Genomic DNA, 14,939 nt, shown 5'->3' with positions numbered 1-14,939 from the left:
TTAATCGGGCAAATTTAGTTATTAAGGTTGATAACTAATACTTTCCCCATTCTTTTTTATTAATTATTTTACCAAAAACAAATTTTTCTCCGTACTAGGTACCAAGTTTAATTCCCGAGCCTTTTCAAACATCTGGTTTATAGCTCTTTTTCCTTCGTCTCCAAGGTTCTCTGAAAACTTATTTACATACAGTTCAATATGTTTGTACATTACTGATTCATCCATTTCCTGAGCATGGGAATCTGATATAATCCAGCCCTGACTTCGGATGGTCAAACCCAAATTTTACGCTTTCAGCAATCAGCCTATTGACTTTGTTCTTAACCTCTTCTGGCAGGGATCTTTTGATCACAATTCCGCCCAATGGAATAGGGGAGCCTGTCGTTTGTTCCCAATAGTCGCCCAGGTCTACGATTTTATGGAGTCCTTTGTCCATATAGGTGAATCTATTTTCGTGGATGATCAACCCTACATCGATAGTGCCATCCAAAAGAGATTTCTCGATATCGGAAAACACCATGATTTCTTTCTGCTGCAACTCAGGAAATGCAAGACCGAGCAGGAAGTTGGCGGTTGTATATTTACCTGGTATGCCAACCTTTAGGTCTTTCAGTTTTTCGGGAAGATCCTTGCCTACATATTGCGAAAGTTCGGCTGCCAGATCCTTGTCCTTGCAGATCAAAAGTGGACCGACGCCAAATCCCAACGCTGAACCCGCATCCAGGAGCTCATAATCCTCTACAGCATAGGCAAAGGCGTGGTAACTCAGCTTGGTGATATCCAGGTCGCCGCGGAACGCCTTGGCATTCAAAGTCTCCACATCATGATATTCCACGTGAAACTGTAAGCCCTCGCAGTTTATCTTGTCATGGATCAAGGCGTCAAAAATAAATGTATCGTTAGGACAGGGAGAAAACCCCAATGTTAATTCCATTCTCTAATTATTAAAATATACTGATGTTCTTGGTGAACACCAAGGCTAACATACCTAGAAATGTAGCCAAAACAAGACCATTGCCAAACTTGTCCAATTCCTTTTTATAACTGATCCAACAACCAACCAAATTGATCGCTGCAGCAATAACATACAAACCCGCCGGTTTGTCCGGAAAAAAATCCGCCTGCACATTACTGTACCGCATCAGCAAAAAAGCCGCCAATGGACACATCAAGCCAACAACAAAACCCAAACCAATACTGTTCTTCATAGACCTGTTGTTATTTGTCAAAAGACCATGAATTCAACTCCGGTATAACGTGATGAGCCGTCATGTCAAATTGCGTCGGAACAATGGATACATAACCGTTAAGGATAGCATAAGCATCCGTGTCCTCACCGCGATCCTGAAGATCGAAGTTTCCAGTCATCCAGAAATATTCCCTGTTATATGGGTCCAACCTTTCATCAAACTCCTCAAACCACTTCGCGTTCGCCTGCCTACAGATCTTAATGCCCTTGATTTCCTCTCTTTTGTTCGGAAAGTTAACGTTCAATAAAGAATTCTTAGGCAATCCATTTAACAGAACCTGCTCTGCGATTGTCTTTACCCAAGGTCTCGTATGCGAGAAATCTGCATTGTGATGAAAGTCGTCCAAAGAGTAACCAATTGATGGAATTCCTTCTATGGCTCCTTCCACTGCTGCAGACATCGTGCCCGAATACAACACATTGATAGAATAGTTCAAGCCATGGTTGATTCCAGAAACACATAAATCTGGCTTCTTGCCCTTGAAGATCTTGTTTACTGCCAATTTAACACAGTCTACAGGAGTACCTGAGCATTTATACATCTCAACACCTTCATAAAGGTCGATTTTATCTAACCTCAATGGCTTTCCGATCGTTATAGCATGTCCCATTCCTGATTGTGGGCTGTCAGGAGCAACAACTACAACATCCCCGATCTCTTGCATCACCTCTAAAAGAACCTTGATTCCTGGAGCAGTAATACCGTCATCATTTACAACAAGTATAGTGGGTCTCTTTTTTGTCATAGCGCTAAGTTAGTAAAATATGCCTTCAAAATGATGTGACTTAAATCAGTAAGATGTTAAACTTTTATTAAGACAGCATTGGAGGTTTATTTATACTTTCTATTCGTTCTCCTTCCACTCTCATTATACTCTCCTTCCACTCTCGTTCGTCTCTCGTTCGGACTTCCTTCGGACCTCGTTCGGAGCTGCTTCGGAAAACACCCGAACAAGGTCCGAACAAGGTCCGAACGAAAGAGGACGGAGAGTGGAACGAGGTAGGAACGAGAGTGGAAGAAGAGTGGAAAAAAAAGTCAGATGTGAGATGTGAGATATGAGTGAGATTTGAGATCTGAGATATGAGATATGAGATAGGAAGGCGCTAGCAAAGCCGTGGGTTGGTGTCTCCACCTGCCACTGAACTGTGAATTGTCTATTTTCTTTTATCTATTTCACAAAATTAGTTTCCTTATCTTGCGATAAGGAATGAACAAGCATGTCGTGAGGAAAACGGGGCGATTTTTTTCTTAACCTAATGATATTGGTAAACCAGGGCATTGACAAACTTGAATGTCTGGTTGGTGGGGACACCAACCAGGGCAGTGGATTTCCAGGGACGTGGAATTCCAGGACAGTGGAAAATAAAAAAGCCGACAGTTTTGTCGGCCTTCACTATTTTGTTTAGGGATTAACCCAGTTTATTCAACCAGTCAATTACCTCTTCTCTGGATTTTCCCAATTTTTGTTGAAGCTTTCCTAATAACTCATCATCTTTTCCTTCTTCATAAGCTAAATCATCATCAGTCCATTCTGCATACTGTTGTTTGATTTTACCCTTCAACTCGTTCCATTTTCCTTTTAAATCTAATCTATCCATTTTAAATTTCCTCCTATTGTTTAATTATAAAGGTTAAACAGAAGCTGAAAAAAATGGTTTTGTGAAAAAATGTTAATTGATAAACTTGGTACTTAAGAAGAATACAGCCCTTTTTTATCAATAAAATCGATTACCGCATCAGGGGTATAGAATTTTACAGATTTACCTTCTTTGATAGCATTTCGGAGGAAAGTCGATGAAAGTTCCATTACAGGTGTATCAGTCATCAATACGGACGGGTGTTCTTTCATTTCGCCAGCATTATAGCCCGGCCTAGGATAAACAATGATTTTATAATCCCGCAAGATAATATCTGCATTCTTCCATTTCATCAACCCCTGCAGATTGTCCTCACCCATAATCAGTAAGAAGTCTTTATTCGGATATTTTTCGGCAAGATGTGTTAGGGTATCTATTGTATAGGATGGTTGTGGCAGACTGAATTCGATATCACTTGCGCGCAAATTTTCAGAACCTTCAATAGCAAGGTTTACCATTTCAAGGCGGTCATACATATTCCCGAGGCTCTTTTTATCTTTAAAAGGATTCTGGGGAGATACAACAAACCACACTTCATCCAAGGTAGTATAGTTGGCCATATAATTGGCTATAATCAGGTGTCCTATGTGAATAGGATTGAACGAACCGAAGAATAAACCAACTTTACTATTTGACATATTAAGAATTAATAAAATCCAGGACTAATTTCTCGGCTTCAGCACAGGCTGTTTCTAAATCATTGTTCTGTAGAATAACGTCGAATTTGTTGGCAAAGCTCAGCTCATGTTCCGCTTTGGCAAATCGCTCTTTCAGTTTCTCTTCAGAATCTGTTCCTCTCCCAGCAAGCCTTTCTTTCAATATTTCCAGTGATGGTGGATTAACAAATATAGCGAGCGCTTCATTAGGAAACTTCGATTTCAATCTCAGACCTCCTACTACATCAATATCAAAGATTACATGCTTTCCTTCATTCCAAATACGCTCAACTTCAGAACGTAAAGTTCCATAGAATGTTCCTGAATAAACCTCTTCAAATTCTATAAACTCGTGTTTAGCAACTTTGTGCAAAAAGTCTTCTTTGGAAACAAAATAATAGTCAACCCCATCGACTTCCGCACCACGTGGTTGGCGTGTACTTGCAGAGATCGAAAAAGCAATCTTGTCGCCATGTTTATCCAATAATCTTCTGACAATAGTGGTTTTTCCTGCGCCAGAAGGAGCAGAAAAAATAATTAGTTTGCCGCTCATATTACAATACGTTTAATAGTTGTTCCTTTACTTTTTCCAACTCATCCTTCATTTTAACAACGATTTGTTGGATCTGCGCATTGTTGGCTTTTGAACCAAGAGTATTGATCTCACGACCCATCTCCTGAGAAATAAAACCTAGTTTTTTACCGTTTGAGTCATCGCTGTTTAATGCTTGTACAAAATAGTCGCAGTGTGAGCGTAAGCGAACCTTTTCCTCTGTGATATCTAATTTCTCAATATAGAACACCAATTCTTGTTCGAAACGGTTCATATCGACATTTTCTTTCCCTACAGCTTCCTCCATATATTGGTTGATCCTTTCACGGATCAAAGGAATGCGGCTACCTTCTACTGCTTCAACTTCTTTTAAGTATGATAAAATCAAGGATACACGATGCTGAAGGTCTTTCTTAAGGACAGCACCTTCATCTCCCCTAAATTTATTGAACTGAACCACGGCAGCGTGAAATGCATCTACTAATACCTTTCCTTCTTCTTCATCGATCTCATCATCATGGCTGATTACTTCCGGCATATTCAATGCTAATTCAAACATATTTGCCTTGGTATCGCCCAATTGAAAGCCGATATCCTGCAATTGCTTGTAATATGCTTTTAATAAGTCTGCATTGATGTTTGCCCCTTTGGTGGTCTGATCAACGTATTCGGTGCTGATGTTAATATTTACCTTACCACGTTCGATTAACTTGCTACATTCCCCACGCAGTAATAATTCTTTGTCGGAAACAGCTTTTGGCAAGCGAAGGTTTAGTTCGAGGAACTTAGAATTTAAGGATTTGATCTCTACGGTATATTTTACAGTACCGTTCTCTGCAGTACCAATACCATAACCTGTCATCGATTTTATCATATGCAAAGGTATAAAAATTACGAAAAGAAATTACCAATCATGCTTTGCGATTAATACGCAGAGATATGTTTTATAGGCAGCACCTTTTTTTACCCTTACAAATCCGATTCCTACGTCTTTCAAGGAGGCATTCCAAGCATCTAAGCCCAACATATGTTTTCGGTGCATAAAACCCGGAGATCCTTTTCCGACAATAAAAGATTGGATTCCTTCGATGGCCGTATCATGGTTGGCACCAATGGATTCGAAATTATTGGTAGATCTTTTCTTCAACCAATCAGGATTCAGTGCATATCCAGCTTGGCTGATATGATAGTTGGGACCATATCCATCTGGGTCGGTATGGTCGAAATAATTGCGCCTTGCCATGTCTTTTGCGCGTTCTTCAGCAACCTTGGCAAGCTTATCATTCCAAACAAGTTTTGATTGTTTTACGTTTCTAAGATTGTTAACACGGATTTGTCGGCCATATTTTTTAGGATTCATCCTAAAATCGTTCAAATAATTATAGGCCTGTTTGGCCTCACGACGGTCAACTCGAATATTTTGAGCCAAGATAGGCTGGGCCCATAGGATAAAAGCAAATAATAGATACCTCATAGAAATGTTTAAGAATAAAGACTCCGTTTAAAACTCAACGTTTAAACAGGCTTTTCATTTTAAACCGTTTTTTTTGAAGTTTTCTCCTTAATCAACTCAATAATAGGAGGTAAGAGAGAAATACCGATAATAGCAAGAACGACAATGGAGAAATTTTCTTTGACAAAAGAGATCTGTCCGAAAAAATAACCGCCCAAAAGGAACATGCTCACCCATAACACGCCCCCAACAATATTGTAGAGTCCAAATTTTGAGTAAGGCATCTTGGCTATTCCTGCAACAAATGGCGCAAATGTCCTTACAATGGGAACAAAACGAGCATAAATAATGGTTTTTAATCCGTATTTGCCATAAAAGTTCTGTGTTTTCTCAAGGTAGGAAAGTTTAAATATCTTGGAATCCTTGGTAAAGACGCGTTGACCAAAATGCTTACCAATTTCGTAGTTTACAAAATCGCCAATAATAGCTGCGGCAATCAATAAAAGCATCATTATCCATAAGCTAAGATTTGTTTCTGGCTTTGCAATCAAAGCACCCATGGCAAACAAAACAGAATCGCCCGGCAAAAAAGGGGTTACAACAAGGCCCGTTTCAGCAAAGATGATCAAGAAAAGAATCAAGTAAGTCCATGTTTGATATTCTTGCGTGATATCGATCAGATGTTTGTCGATATGAAGAATAAAATCGATTAAGGCAGATATAAATTCCATGATAATATATTCAATCTGTATAAAGCAACAATTGAACCAAGGTAGTGCGATTTAACTTTCCAATTCCTCCACGCAGGACCCGCAAGACATAAAAAAAGGAAGCTTACTCAGCTTCCTTCTTTTTTGAAAATTTTTCTTTTACGATCTCTATGATTGGAGGGAGTATTGACAAGAATATAATTGCAAATACTACGATTGTAAAGTTGTCTTTGATAATTGGCAGACCACCGAAGAAATAGCCAATAAATAAGAATGAGGTTACCCACAGGATTGCACCGATTACATTGTATGAGGCGAATTTACCATAGGACATGGATCCTACACCAGCTACAAATGGGGCGAATGTTCTAACGATTGGGACAAAGCGCGCATAGATAATGGTCTTTCCACCGTATTTTTCGTAGAATTTCTCTGTTTTTTCCAGGTATTCTTTTTTCAGGAACTTATATTTTCCTGAGAATGCTTTTGGACCAATGTATTTACCGATATGGTAGTTGACCATATCTCCTAGAATTCCCGCAACCATTAACAATCCCCACATTACAAAAACGTTCAGGTTTGTTTCAGGTTTTGCTATAATAGCACCTGCAGCAAATAAAAGTGAGTCTCCGGGAAGGAATGGTGTCACAACAAGACCTGTTTCGGCAAAAATAATCAGGAACAGGATCAAATAGGTCCAAGTCTGATAGTTATTGACGATTTCCACCAAATGGTCATCAATATGGAGGATAAAGTCAATTAGGGAATAAATTAAATCCAAAGTTCTATGCTATTAAATATTGTTCAACATTACAGGCATTACCAACATTAAGATATCCTCATGGTCTTCTTTTACTGCTGGAACTAATAAACCTGCACGATTAGGCGTGCTCATTTCAAGAACTACTTCTTCACAATTCAAGTTATTAAGCATTTCAACCAAGAACTTAGCATTAAATCCGATTTCCATGTCTTCCCCTTCAAATTGGCAGCTCAATCTTTCATGTGCTTCATTTGAAAAGTCCAGATCTTCAGCAGAGATATGCAATTCGCTTCCTGAAATCTTTAAACGAACCTGATGGGTTGTTTTGTTTGCAAAGATTACGACACGACGTAGGGTGTTCAAAAATAAAGAACGGTCTACGGTAAGTTTGTTCGGGTTGAGGCGCGGAATAACAGCTTCATAATCTGGATAACGCTCATCGATCAAACGACAGATCAGGTTAATGGTGCCAAATTGGAAGAAAGCATTTGTGTTGTTGTATTCAATTGACACATTCACATCATCTGATGGAAGTGACGATTTTAAAAGAGTTAGTGCTTTTTTAGGCAGAATGATTGATGTAGGTTTTTCGGCGCTTACATCAGTTCTACGATAACGTACAAGCTTGTGTGCATCTGTAGCGACAAATGTGGTTGATTGCTCAGCCAATTGAACATACACACCGGACATTGCTGGTCGAAGTTCATCGTTGCTCACTGCAAAGATTGTTTTATTGATTGCTTCCAAGAGAATTGGTGCAGCAATATTTACTGTTGATATATTTTCTACGACAGGAATTTTCGGGAAATCATCGGCGTTTTCACCGCTAAGTTTGTACTTACCGTCACCGGCAGAAATCTCGATTGCTAGAGTTTTAGTATCTACTGAGAATGCTACAGGTTGATCTGGGAGAGTTTTTAGGGTTTCGATCAAGATTTTTGATGGCATGGCCACACGTCCTTCTTCTTTTGCTTCAATCTGCAAAGTAGTAACCATACTGGTTTGCAAGTCGGTTGCTGAAATAGTCAGGATGTTGTCTTTGATCTCAAACAAAAAATTCTCTAGAATAGGTAGCACCGTACTGGAGCTAGAGGCGCCACTAATAGCTTGTAATTGTTTCAGTAATATAGATGTTGATACAATAAATCTCATTTCTTTTAGCTAATAGATTTTATTGCAATTATACAGAAAAGAATCTGATTTTTTGCAATTCAAATTAGACTTCGCTTACATAAACATTAAAAAGCACTGCATTAAAATTTGTACATTTGTAAGATTAGGTATGCAATTTAAAAATATCGTAGGGCATCAGGAGCTCAAACAACATCTAATTTCTACGGTTGCTGAAAACCGTGTAAGTCACGCACAACTATTTTTAGGCCCTGAGGGGTCTGGTAGTTTAGCATTGGCATTGGCTTACGCGCAATTTATCAATTGTGAGCAACGCTTGGAAATTGATAGTTGTGGCACCTGTCCATCCTGCATAAAATATGATAAATTGATCCACCCTGACCTTCATTTTTCTTACCCATTTTTTGCCAAGCACAAAGATGACACTGCCACGACTTTTATTGAAGATTGGCGGAAGGCATTTTTAGAAAACCCCTATATGAGCTTAGGGCATTGGCGCAATCAATTGGAGGCGGAAAACAAACAAGCAAACATCAACATTGCTGAGGCACATGATATCATCAAAAAATTAAGCCTTAAATCCTTTGAAGCGGAATACAAGGTTTTGATCGTGTGGCTGCCCGAATATTTGGATACGCAAGGGAATGCATTGTTGAAGCTCATTGAGGAGCCGCCAGCAAAGACCCTCTTTTTATTGGTTGCAGAGAATCAGGATAAAATCTTAAATACGATAATCTCAAGAACGCAATTGGTAAAGGTGAATAAGTATTCACATGAAGAGCTGATGCAATACCTGATTGACGAAAAGGGCATTGAGGCCAATCGCGCAAATGAGATTTCCTTCATTGCTGAGGGCAATATTCAGACTGCTCTTGATCAAATTGCGGAAGCATCAAATGAAAATTTCGATCTGTTGATTCGTTGGTTAAGATGTATCGTCACTGATGCGGGTTTGAATATTATTCAAATCTGTGATGATGAGATCAGCAAATTGGGGCGGGAGAACCAAAAATTGTTCTTGATGTATAGCATCAATGTCTTAAGACAGATTGTGTTATTAAACCAAGGGCTGCATGAACTAGTCTTTTTAAAGAATGCTGAATTGGATTTTGTCCAAAAGTTCAGCGAGATAACGACTTTGGAGAAGTTGGAAACTGCGATAGATATGCTTGAGAAAACGCATTATTCTGTTGAAAGAAATGCAAATCCTAAAATATTATTTTTAGATTTATCTTTGCAGTTAGTTTTACTATTTAAATACAATACGTTCCCTAAGGGGACTCAATATATATAATTAAACAAATATGGGATGTGGCAGTTGCTCATCCGGGGGTGGTTGCGGAAGTAAATCACTAGGCACAGTACCAGCAGGTTGCAATAACAATGGTACGTGCATGACCAGCGGATGTAATAAATTGGATGTTTACGATTGGTTAGTCGATATGGACTTACCATCTAACTATAAACCTTTTGATATTGTTGAAGTTCGTTTTAAAGGCTCTAGAAAGGAGTTTTTTGTAAATACGGACAATATTTACCTTGAAATGGGAGAGATGGTTGTTGTTGAGCCTAATACAGGCGGATATGACATTGGCCATGTTTCACTGACTGGTGAATTGGTAAGGCTTCAATTGAAAAAGAACAACGTTAAACCTGACGACGTTGTAAAGAAAGTATATAGAAAGGCGAATGAGAACGATGTTGCCAAGTATAATTTAGCCAAAGATCTCGAATGGGAAACCATGCATAGAGCGCGTAATCTAGCGCTCGAACTGGGTTTGTCCATGAAGATTTCTGATGTTGATTATCAGGGTGACAAGACGAAAGCGACATTCTATTATACGGCTGAAGGCCGTGTGGATTTCCGTGAATTGATCAAAAGAATGGCTGAGGCCTTCCGTATCCGTATCGAAATGAGACAGATCGGGATGCGCCAAGAAGCCAGCAGACTTGGTGGTATCGGCTCATGTGGCCGTGAACTATGTTGTTCAACTTGGTTAACGGATTTTAAAACGGTTTCAACTTCAGCTGCAAGATATCAGAATCTGTCCTTGAACACATTGAAATTAGCGGGACAATGCGGAAAATTAAAATGTTGTCTGAACTATGAGTTAGACAGCTATATGGATGCTCTAAAAGATATTCCAAACAATATTGACCGCATTGAAACACATTCAGGTGTTGCTTATTTGCAGAAAACGGATATTTTCAAGAAAACAATGTGGTTTTCATACCCACATGCAGAGTCTTGGATACCGTTGACGGTAGATCAAGTTAAGGAATTTGCTGAATTGAACTCACAGGGCAAGAAACCTCAGGAATTAATCGTTCCTGAAAAAGAAGAGGTTGTAAATGTTCCTAATCCAGATTACGAAAATGTGGTAGGACAGGACAGCTTAACTCGTCTTGATGAGCGAAACAAAAAGAAGAAAAAGCGTAAACCGAAACGTAAGCCTGAGAATGCTCAAAATGCACAAGGTCAAAACGCTGAGAACAAACCTCAAAGGCCAAAGCCTGAAAACAAGAACCCGAATAACGGTCAAAATCAGAACAAGCCTAGAGAAAATCAAGGAAAAGCTGAAAATGGGGACGACTCTAATCAAAATAGAAGAAGACCTCAGAACAGAAATAGAAGAAACAACAACAATAATAATAGAAACAAAGACAATAACTCTGAGGGTTAATTATTAATCCAATGCGCAAATATGTATTTATAGCTATTGTTACGCTTTTGCTGACCTCCTGTCAGGAAGGGCCCTTCTATGAAAGAAATTCTGCTATCCCCAAACAACTGTGGGATAGCAGTTTTAAACCTCAATTCCAAGTCGAGGTGGAAAATAAAGAGGATCGATTCGATCTGTTCTTTAATATTCGACATACCGCCTATTATCCTTATTCTAACTTCTCCTTTTATATAGAACAGAAACAGCTTCAAGACAGCATAATCCGTTCGGAGATTAAATTGGCTGAATCCGACGGTAGATGGTTGGGAAACTCTGCCGGCAACCTATATGGGCAAACAGTTCTGTTAAGAGAGAATTTCACCTTTCCAGATACGGGAAAATATGTTTTTTCTGTTGGTCAGTCTATGCGTGAAAACCCATTAAGGGGAATAAACGATGTTGGTATCAAGATTATAAAGAGATAATTATGCAATGGCTTCGATGGTTACTATTTCCTTTTACCATCCTCTATACCCTTATCATATGGGTTAGAAACAAGTTGTATGACCTAAAGGTCTTCCCCTCACAAACTTTTCCTGTCAAGACTATTGTGGTTGGGAATTTGGCCGTCGGAGGTGCTGGCAAAAGTCCGCTGACCCAAAAACTAATCCAATACTTTAGCAACAAATACCGTGTCGCTACCTTAAGCAGAGGGTACGGCAGAAAAACCAAAGGCTTTAGATTGGTGGAAGTAGAAGACAGTGTTGAAAATGTTGGTGATGAACCTTTACAGTTTAAAAAGAACTTCCCAAATATTACTATTGCCGTTAATGAAAATAGAACAGAAGGAATAGAAATCCTTCAGAAAGATCATGATTTAATAATATTGGATGATGCTTTTCAACACCGTAAGGTAACTCCAAAATGTTCTATTCTCCTTTTTGAATATAACTCCATTCTCAATCCGATCTTTTTATTACCTACTGGTAATTATAGAGATACTTTTAATCAAACCAAAAGAGCAGATATTGTTCTCATCACTAAATGTCCAGATGAAATTCCGGCCATGGAAAAGAATAAAATTGAGTCCAAAATAAAATCATACAACAAAACGACTACTATTTATTACAGCAAAATTGGTTATAAAGAATTGATTCCTATATCTGAAAACGCCACAGGAATCATAGGTCTCCCAAAAAATGTTTTGTTGGTAACGGGTATTGCGAATCCGCAACCTTTAGCAGAATACTTAAGGATAAATGCCGTAAAAAAGGAGCATCTCAAGTTTCCTGACCACCACAACTTTGATGAATTTGATTATAAGGTAATCAATGCCAGGTTTGAGAAATTAAACGCAGACGGAGATTGTATTCTATTGACTACCGAAAAGGATGCTCAAAGACTTTTATTAAATAGATTGGAAGGCATTCCTGTATATTATATTCCTATCGATATAATAATAGAAGATGAAGATCAATTTTTCCAAGAATTGGAAACTTCTATATTAAGATAAATTAATTCTAAAAATCAAGGTTATTATTTATTGAACTCGAGACTATAAATGTCCCATCCTTAATTCTTGTATTCTCTTTTCCCAAGGATTGTTGTAACAGATATATATTTTTTTTTCTATTCAACTAAAATAAATATAATTTAACTGAAATCTTGCTTAAACCCTATGTTAAGCCAGTATTTGAATAATAAAATCACCCTTAGTTGAATTCCTTAACTTGTTAAGAAATGTTAAAAAGTAACAAACATGATACAATTGCACAATAAAACATACGAAAGGGTTGTTATTTATTGTACAGAAACGGAGTAAATAATAAAAGTGTTAAACAAAAAAATTAAAATCATGAAAAAGTTATTTTTAGCAGTATCCGCAGTATTATTTTCGTTAAGTCTAACATTCGCACAGGAAGTAAATCCTGAAGAAAAAGCAAAAGCAACAGTTACCGAATGGACTGAGAAGTTGCAACTAACACCAGAACAACAAACAGCTATCTATACAGTTGTCTTAGAGCATAAAAAATCAAAACATGCTTTAAAATCAGATACTACTGTTGCAGCAGAGGCTCAAGTTCAACAAATTGAGGCTTTAAATGCTGACTTAGACAAAAAAGTAAGTGAAATTTTGACAGATGAACAAAAACCATTGTACGTTTAAAATCGTGGAAGAACGCGCAACTAAAAAGATGCCTGAACCACAAGTACAATAAGCTAACTAATATTCATGTTTCATAAATAAGAAAAGGGATTGCACGAGGTGCAGTCCCTTTTTTGGTTTTTTGGGATGTGGGATTTGAGATTTGAGATATTAAACGTCTTATGGAATGGGTTCTGCCGAAGCTAGAAAACGGAGGGCGGTCCATGGGCGGAGTCGATGGGCGGTCCCTGAGCGGAGTCGAAGGGTAAGCCCAACGCACCGAGGCCTCAGCATTATGCCCTGGCTGATGTCCCCACCAGCCAGCAATTTGTCGCCTCATAGTGGTCGGTGAGGACACCGACCACGGCTTCGTGAACCAAACTTATTGAACGCCATGGCTGGTGGTGACACCAGCCATCTTTAGGATTTGCTAACGCAAGTCTTACGCGCCGGCCTGAGCATAGGGTTGACTTGCGTTTCAACAAAAAAAAAGCTTGGGAGAATATCCCAAGCTTTTAAATTTCTTTTCTTTACAATGTTTTGTTGTTTTTAAGACGCTTTTAATTTCTTTTGTATGTCTTGCACATAGGTTTTGAATTTCTTATCCGTTTCGATAAGGTCTTCTACTGTTTGGCAAGCATAGATTACGGTAGAGTGGTCGCGACCGCCGAAGAAATTACCGATTGATTTCAGGGATGATTTGGTGTGATTTTTTGCCAAATACATTGAAATCTGTCTTGCTTGTACGATTTCACGTTTACGAACTTTCGATTTAACCATTTCAACTGGTACCTCAAAGTATTCACATACTAATTTCTGAATGTACTCCATTGATATTTCTTTATGTGTATTCTTCACAAAGTTTTTCAACATTGACTTTGCTAAATTCAGGTCAATTTCTCTTTTGTTAAGAGTGGATTGAGCCAATAAAGAAACCATAGCACCTTCTAATTCTCTGACACTGTTGTCAATCTGATTCGCCACGTATTCCACTACATTCTCTGGGAGCTCAATACCATCTGAATACATCTTTTTCTTGAGGATAGCCATTCTTGTTTCCAAGTCAGGCACTTGAATATCTGCAGATAATCCCCATTTAAAGCGGCTCAACAGCCTTTCTTCGAGACCAGAAAGATCTTTTGGCGCTTTATCCGATGTCAGGATGATTTGTTTACCAGTTTGGTGTAAGTGATTAAAAATGTGGAAGAAAATATCCTGTGTTTTCTCTTTACCTGCAAAATTGTGTACATCATCCATGATGATGACATCCATCGCTTGGTAAAAATTCACGAAATCATTGATGGTATTGTTCTTAAGGGAATCAACAAACTGTTGACAGAACTTTTCACATGACACGTAGATCACCAACTTATCTGGTAGATTACGTTTGATTTCATTACCAATTGCTTGAGCAAGGTGGGTTTTTCCCAATCCAACATCTCCATAGACCATTAAAGGGTTGAAAGAAGTTCCTCCGGGTTTATTTGCGACAGCATATCCAGCCGAACGAGCCAAACGGTTACATTCTCCTTCAATGAAGTTGTCGAAAGTATAATTTTGATTTAATTGAGGATCAACTTGCAGTTTCTTTAAGCCCGGAATCACGAAAGGATTCTTGATGTTCTTATTCAATGCAACAGGAACAGGAATAGATTGTTTCTTTCCTTCAGCACCATTTCCATTTGAAGGAATGTTGGTGGTGTAAGGTGGGTTTGCAGATGATTTTTCTACAACGATGTTGTACTCCAAACGACCTTGCTCGCCCAAGAATTTTTTAACTGTTTTTCTGAGAATACCTACATAATGTTCTTCTAGCCACTCATAGAAAAACAAACTAGGTACTTGAATAGTTAAAACGTTTCCTTCAAGACGTACAGCTTTAACGGGCTCGAACCATGTTTTAAAACTTTGCGTTGGTATGTTATCTTTTATGACTGCAAGACAACTTTCCCAAACACTTGTACACGTTTTTTCCAT

16 protein-coding genes and 1 pseudogene are annotated in these 14,939 nt (G+C 38.4%); 5 read left to right on the top strand and 12 right to left on the bottom strand.

Translation table 11 applies throughout. The features are described from left to right. Positions 1 to 63 precede the first annotated feature (63 nt). The 11 genes and pseudogenes from FGL31_RS00085 to dnaN all read right to left on the bottom strand — a co-directional run bounded on the left by FGL31_RS00085 (position 64) and on the right by dnaN (position 8,174). Positions 64 to 934, bottom strand: a pseudogene (locus FGL31_RS00085) (1,4-dihydroxy-6-naphtoate synthase). 10 nt (positions 935 to 944) lie between these two features. After that, the gene (locus FGL31_RS00080; protein WP_138089341.1) at positions 945 to 1,208 is read right to left on the bottom strand and encodes a hypothetical protein; all 264 of its coding nucleotides are present in this window, start codon (positions 1,206 to 1,208) and stop codon (positions 945 to 947) included. A gap of 10 nt (positions 1,209 to 1,218) precedes the next feature. After that, positions 1,219 to 1,995, bottom strand: coding sequence for a 5'/3'-nucleotidase SurE (surE, locus tag FGL31_RS00075; protein WP_099369253.1), 777 nt, complete (start codon positions 1,993 to 1,995; stop codon positions 1,219 to 1,221). A 664-nt stretch (positions 1,996 to 2,659) separates the two neighbouring features. After that, positions 2,660 to 2,848, bottom strand: a complete 189-nt coding sequence (locus FGL31_RS00070) for a CsbD family protein (protein WP_138089340.1) — start codon at positions 2,846 to 2,848, stop codon at positions 2,660 to 2,662. A gap of 92 nt (positions 2,849 to 2,940) precedes the next feature. After that, the gene (gene nadD / locus FGL31_RS00065; RefSeq protein WP_099369251.1) at positions 2,941 to 3,525 is read right to left on the bottom strand and encodes a nicotinate (nicotinamide) nucleotide adenylyltransferase; all 585 of its coding nucleotides are present in this window, start codon (positions 3,523 to 3,525) and stop codon (positions 2,941 to 2,943) included. Between the two features lies 1 nt (position 3,526). Further along, positions 3,527 to 4,096 (bottom strand): guanylate kinase, encoded by a 570-nt coding sequence (gmk, locus tag FGL31_RS00060; protein ID WP_138089339.1) that lies wholly within the window; start codon positions 4,094 to 4,096, stop codon positions 3,527 to 3,529. A 1-nt stretch (position 4,097) separates the two neighbouring features. Then, positions 4,098 to 4,970, bottom strand: coding sequence for a YicC/YloC family endoribonuclease (locus tag FGL31_RS00055; protein WP_138089338.1), 873 nt, complete (start codon positions 4,968 to 4,970; stop codon positions 4,098 to 4,100). Positions 4,971 to 5,000: 30 nt separating this feature from the next. Continuing rightward, the gene (locus FGL31_RS00050; protein WP_138089337.1) at positions 5,001 to 5,570 is read right to left on the bottom strand and encodes a CAP domain-containing protein; all 570 of its coding nucleotides are present in this window, start codon (positions 5,568 to 5,570) and stop codon (positions 5,001 to 5,003) included. Positions 5,571 to 5,629: 59 nt separating this feature from the next. Beyond that, positions 5,630 to 6,280, bottom strand: a complete 651-nt coding sequence (locus FGL31_RS00045) for a DedA family protein (protein ID WP_138089336.1) — start codon at positions 6,278 to 6,280, stop codon at positions 5,630 to 5,632. Positions 6,281 to 6,383: 103 nt separating this feature from the next. Next, positions 6,384 to 7,040 (bottom strand): DedA family protein, encoded by a 657-nt coding sequence (locus tag FGL31_RS00040; RefSeq protein ID WP_099369246.1) that lies wholly within the window; start codon positions 7,038 to 7,040, stop codon positions 6,384 to 6,386. Positions 7,041 to 7,052: 12 nt separating this feature from the next. Further along, positions 7,053 to 8,174, bottom strand: a complete 1,122-nt coding sequence (gene dnaN, locus FGL31_RS00035; protein ID WP_099369245.1) for a DNA polymerase III subunit beta — start codon at positions 8,172 to 8,174, stop codon at positions 7,053 to 7,055. 130 nt (positions 8,175 to 8,304) lie between these two features. On the opposite strand from dnaN, the gene FGL31_RS00030 reads away from it, so the two are divergent. From FGL31_RS00030 to FGL31_RS00010, 5 genes are all read left to right on the top strand, one after another. Continuing rightward, the gene (locus tag FGL31_RS00030) at positions 8,305 to 9,447 is read left to right on the top strand and encodes a DNA polymerase III subunit (RefSeq protein ID WP_138089335.1); all 1,143 of its coding nucleotides are present in this window, start codon (positions 8,305 to 8,307) and stop codon (positions 9,445 to 9,447) included. Positions 9,448 to 9,547: 100 nt separating this feature from the next. Then, the gene (locus FGL31_RS00025; protein WP_138089334.1) at positions 9,548 to 10,837 is read left to right on the top strand and encodes a PSP1 domain-containing protein; all 1,290 of its coding nucleotides are present in this window, start codon (positions 9,548 to 9,550) and stop codon (positions 10,835 to 10,837) included. Positions 10,838 to 10,848: 11 nt separating this feature from the next. Continuing rightward, positions 10,849 to 11,301 carry a gliding motility lipoprotein GldH gene (locus tag FGL31_RS00020; RefSeq protein ID WP_099369242.1) on the top strand — a complete coding sequence of 151 codons (453 nt, stop codon included), beginning with the start codon at positions 10,849 to 10,851 and terminating at the stop codon, positions 11,299 to 11,301. Between the two features lie 2 nt (positions 11,302 to 11,303). After that, positions 11,304 to 12,329, top strand: coding sequence for a tetraacyldisaccharide 4'-kinase (gene lpxK / locus FGL31_RS00015; RefSeq protein ID WP_138089333.1), 1,026 nt, complete (start codon positions 11,304 to 11,306; stop codon positions 12,327 to 12,329). A 342-nt stretch (positions 12,330 to 12,671) separates the two neighbouring features. After that, positions 12,672 to 12,983: a hypothetical protein gene (locus FGL31_RS00010; protein WP_138089332.1), complete on the top strand. Its 312-nt coding sequence runs from the start codon at positions 12,672 to 12,674 to the stop codon at positions 12,981 to 12,983. 528 nt (positions 12,984 to 13,511) lie between these two features. On the opposite strand, the gene dnaA is transcribed toward FGL31_RS00010, so the two are convergent. Further along, on the bottom strand, positions 13,512 to 14,939 hold a 1,428-nt coding region (gene dnaA / locus FGL31_RS00005), incomplete at its 5' end, for a chromosomal replication initiator protein DnaA (RefSeq protein ID WP_099369238.1).

Source organism: Sphingobacterium daejeonense (assembly GCF_901472535.1).
Taxonomy (GTDB): domain Bacteria; phylum Bacteroidota; class Bacteroidia; order Sphingobacteriales; family Sphingobacteriaceae; genus Sphingobacterium; species Sphingobacterium daejeonense.
The sequence above is the reverse complement of the archived record's forward strand: the minus strand, read 5'-3'. Positions and strand labels throughout refer to the sequence as shown.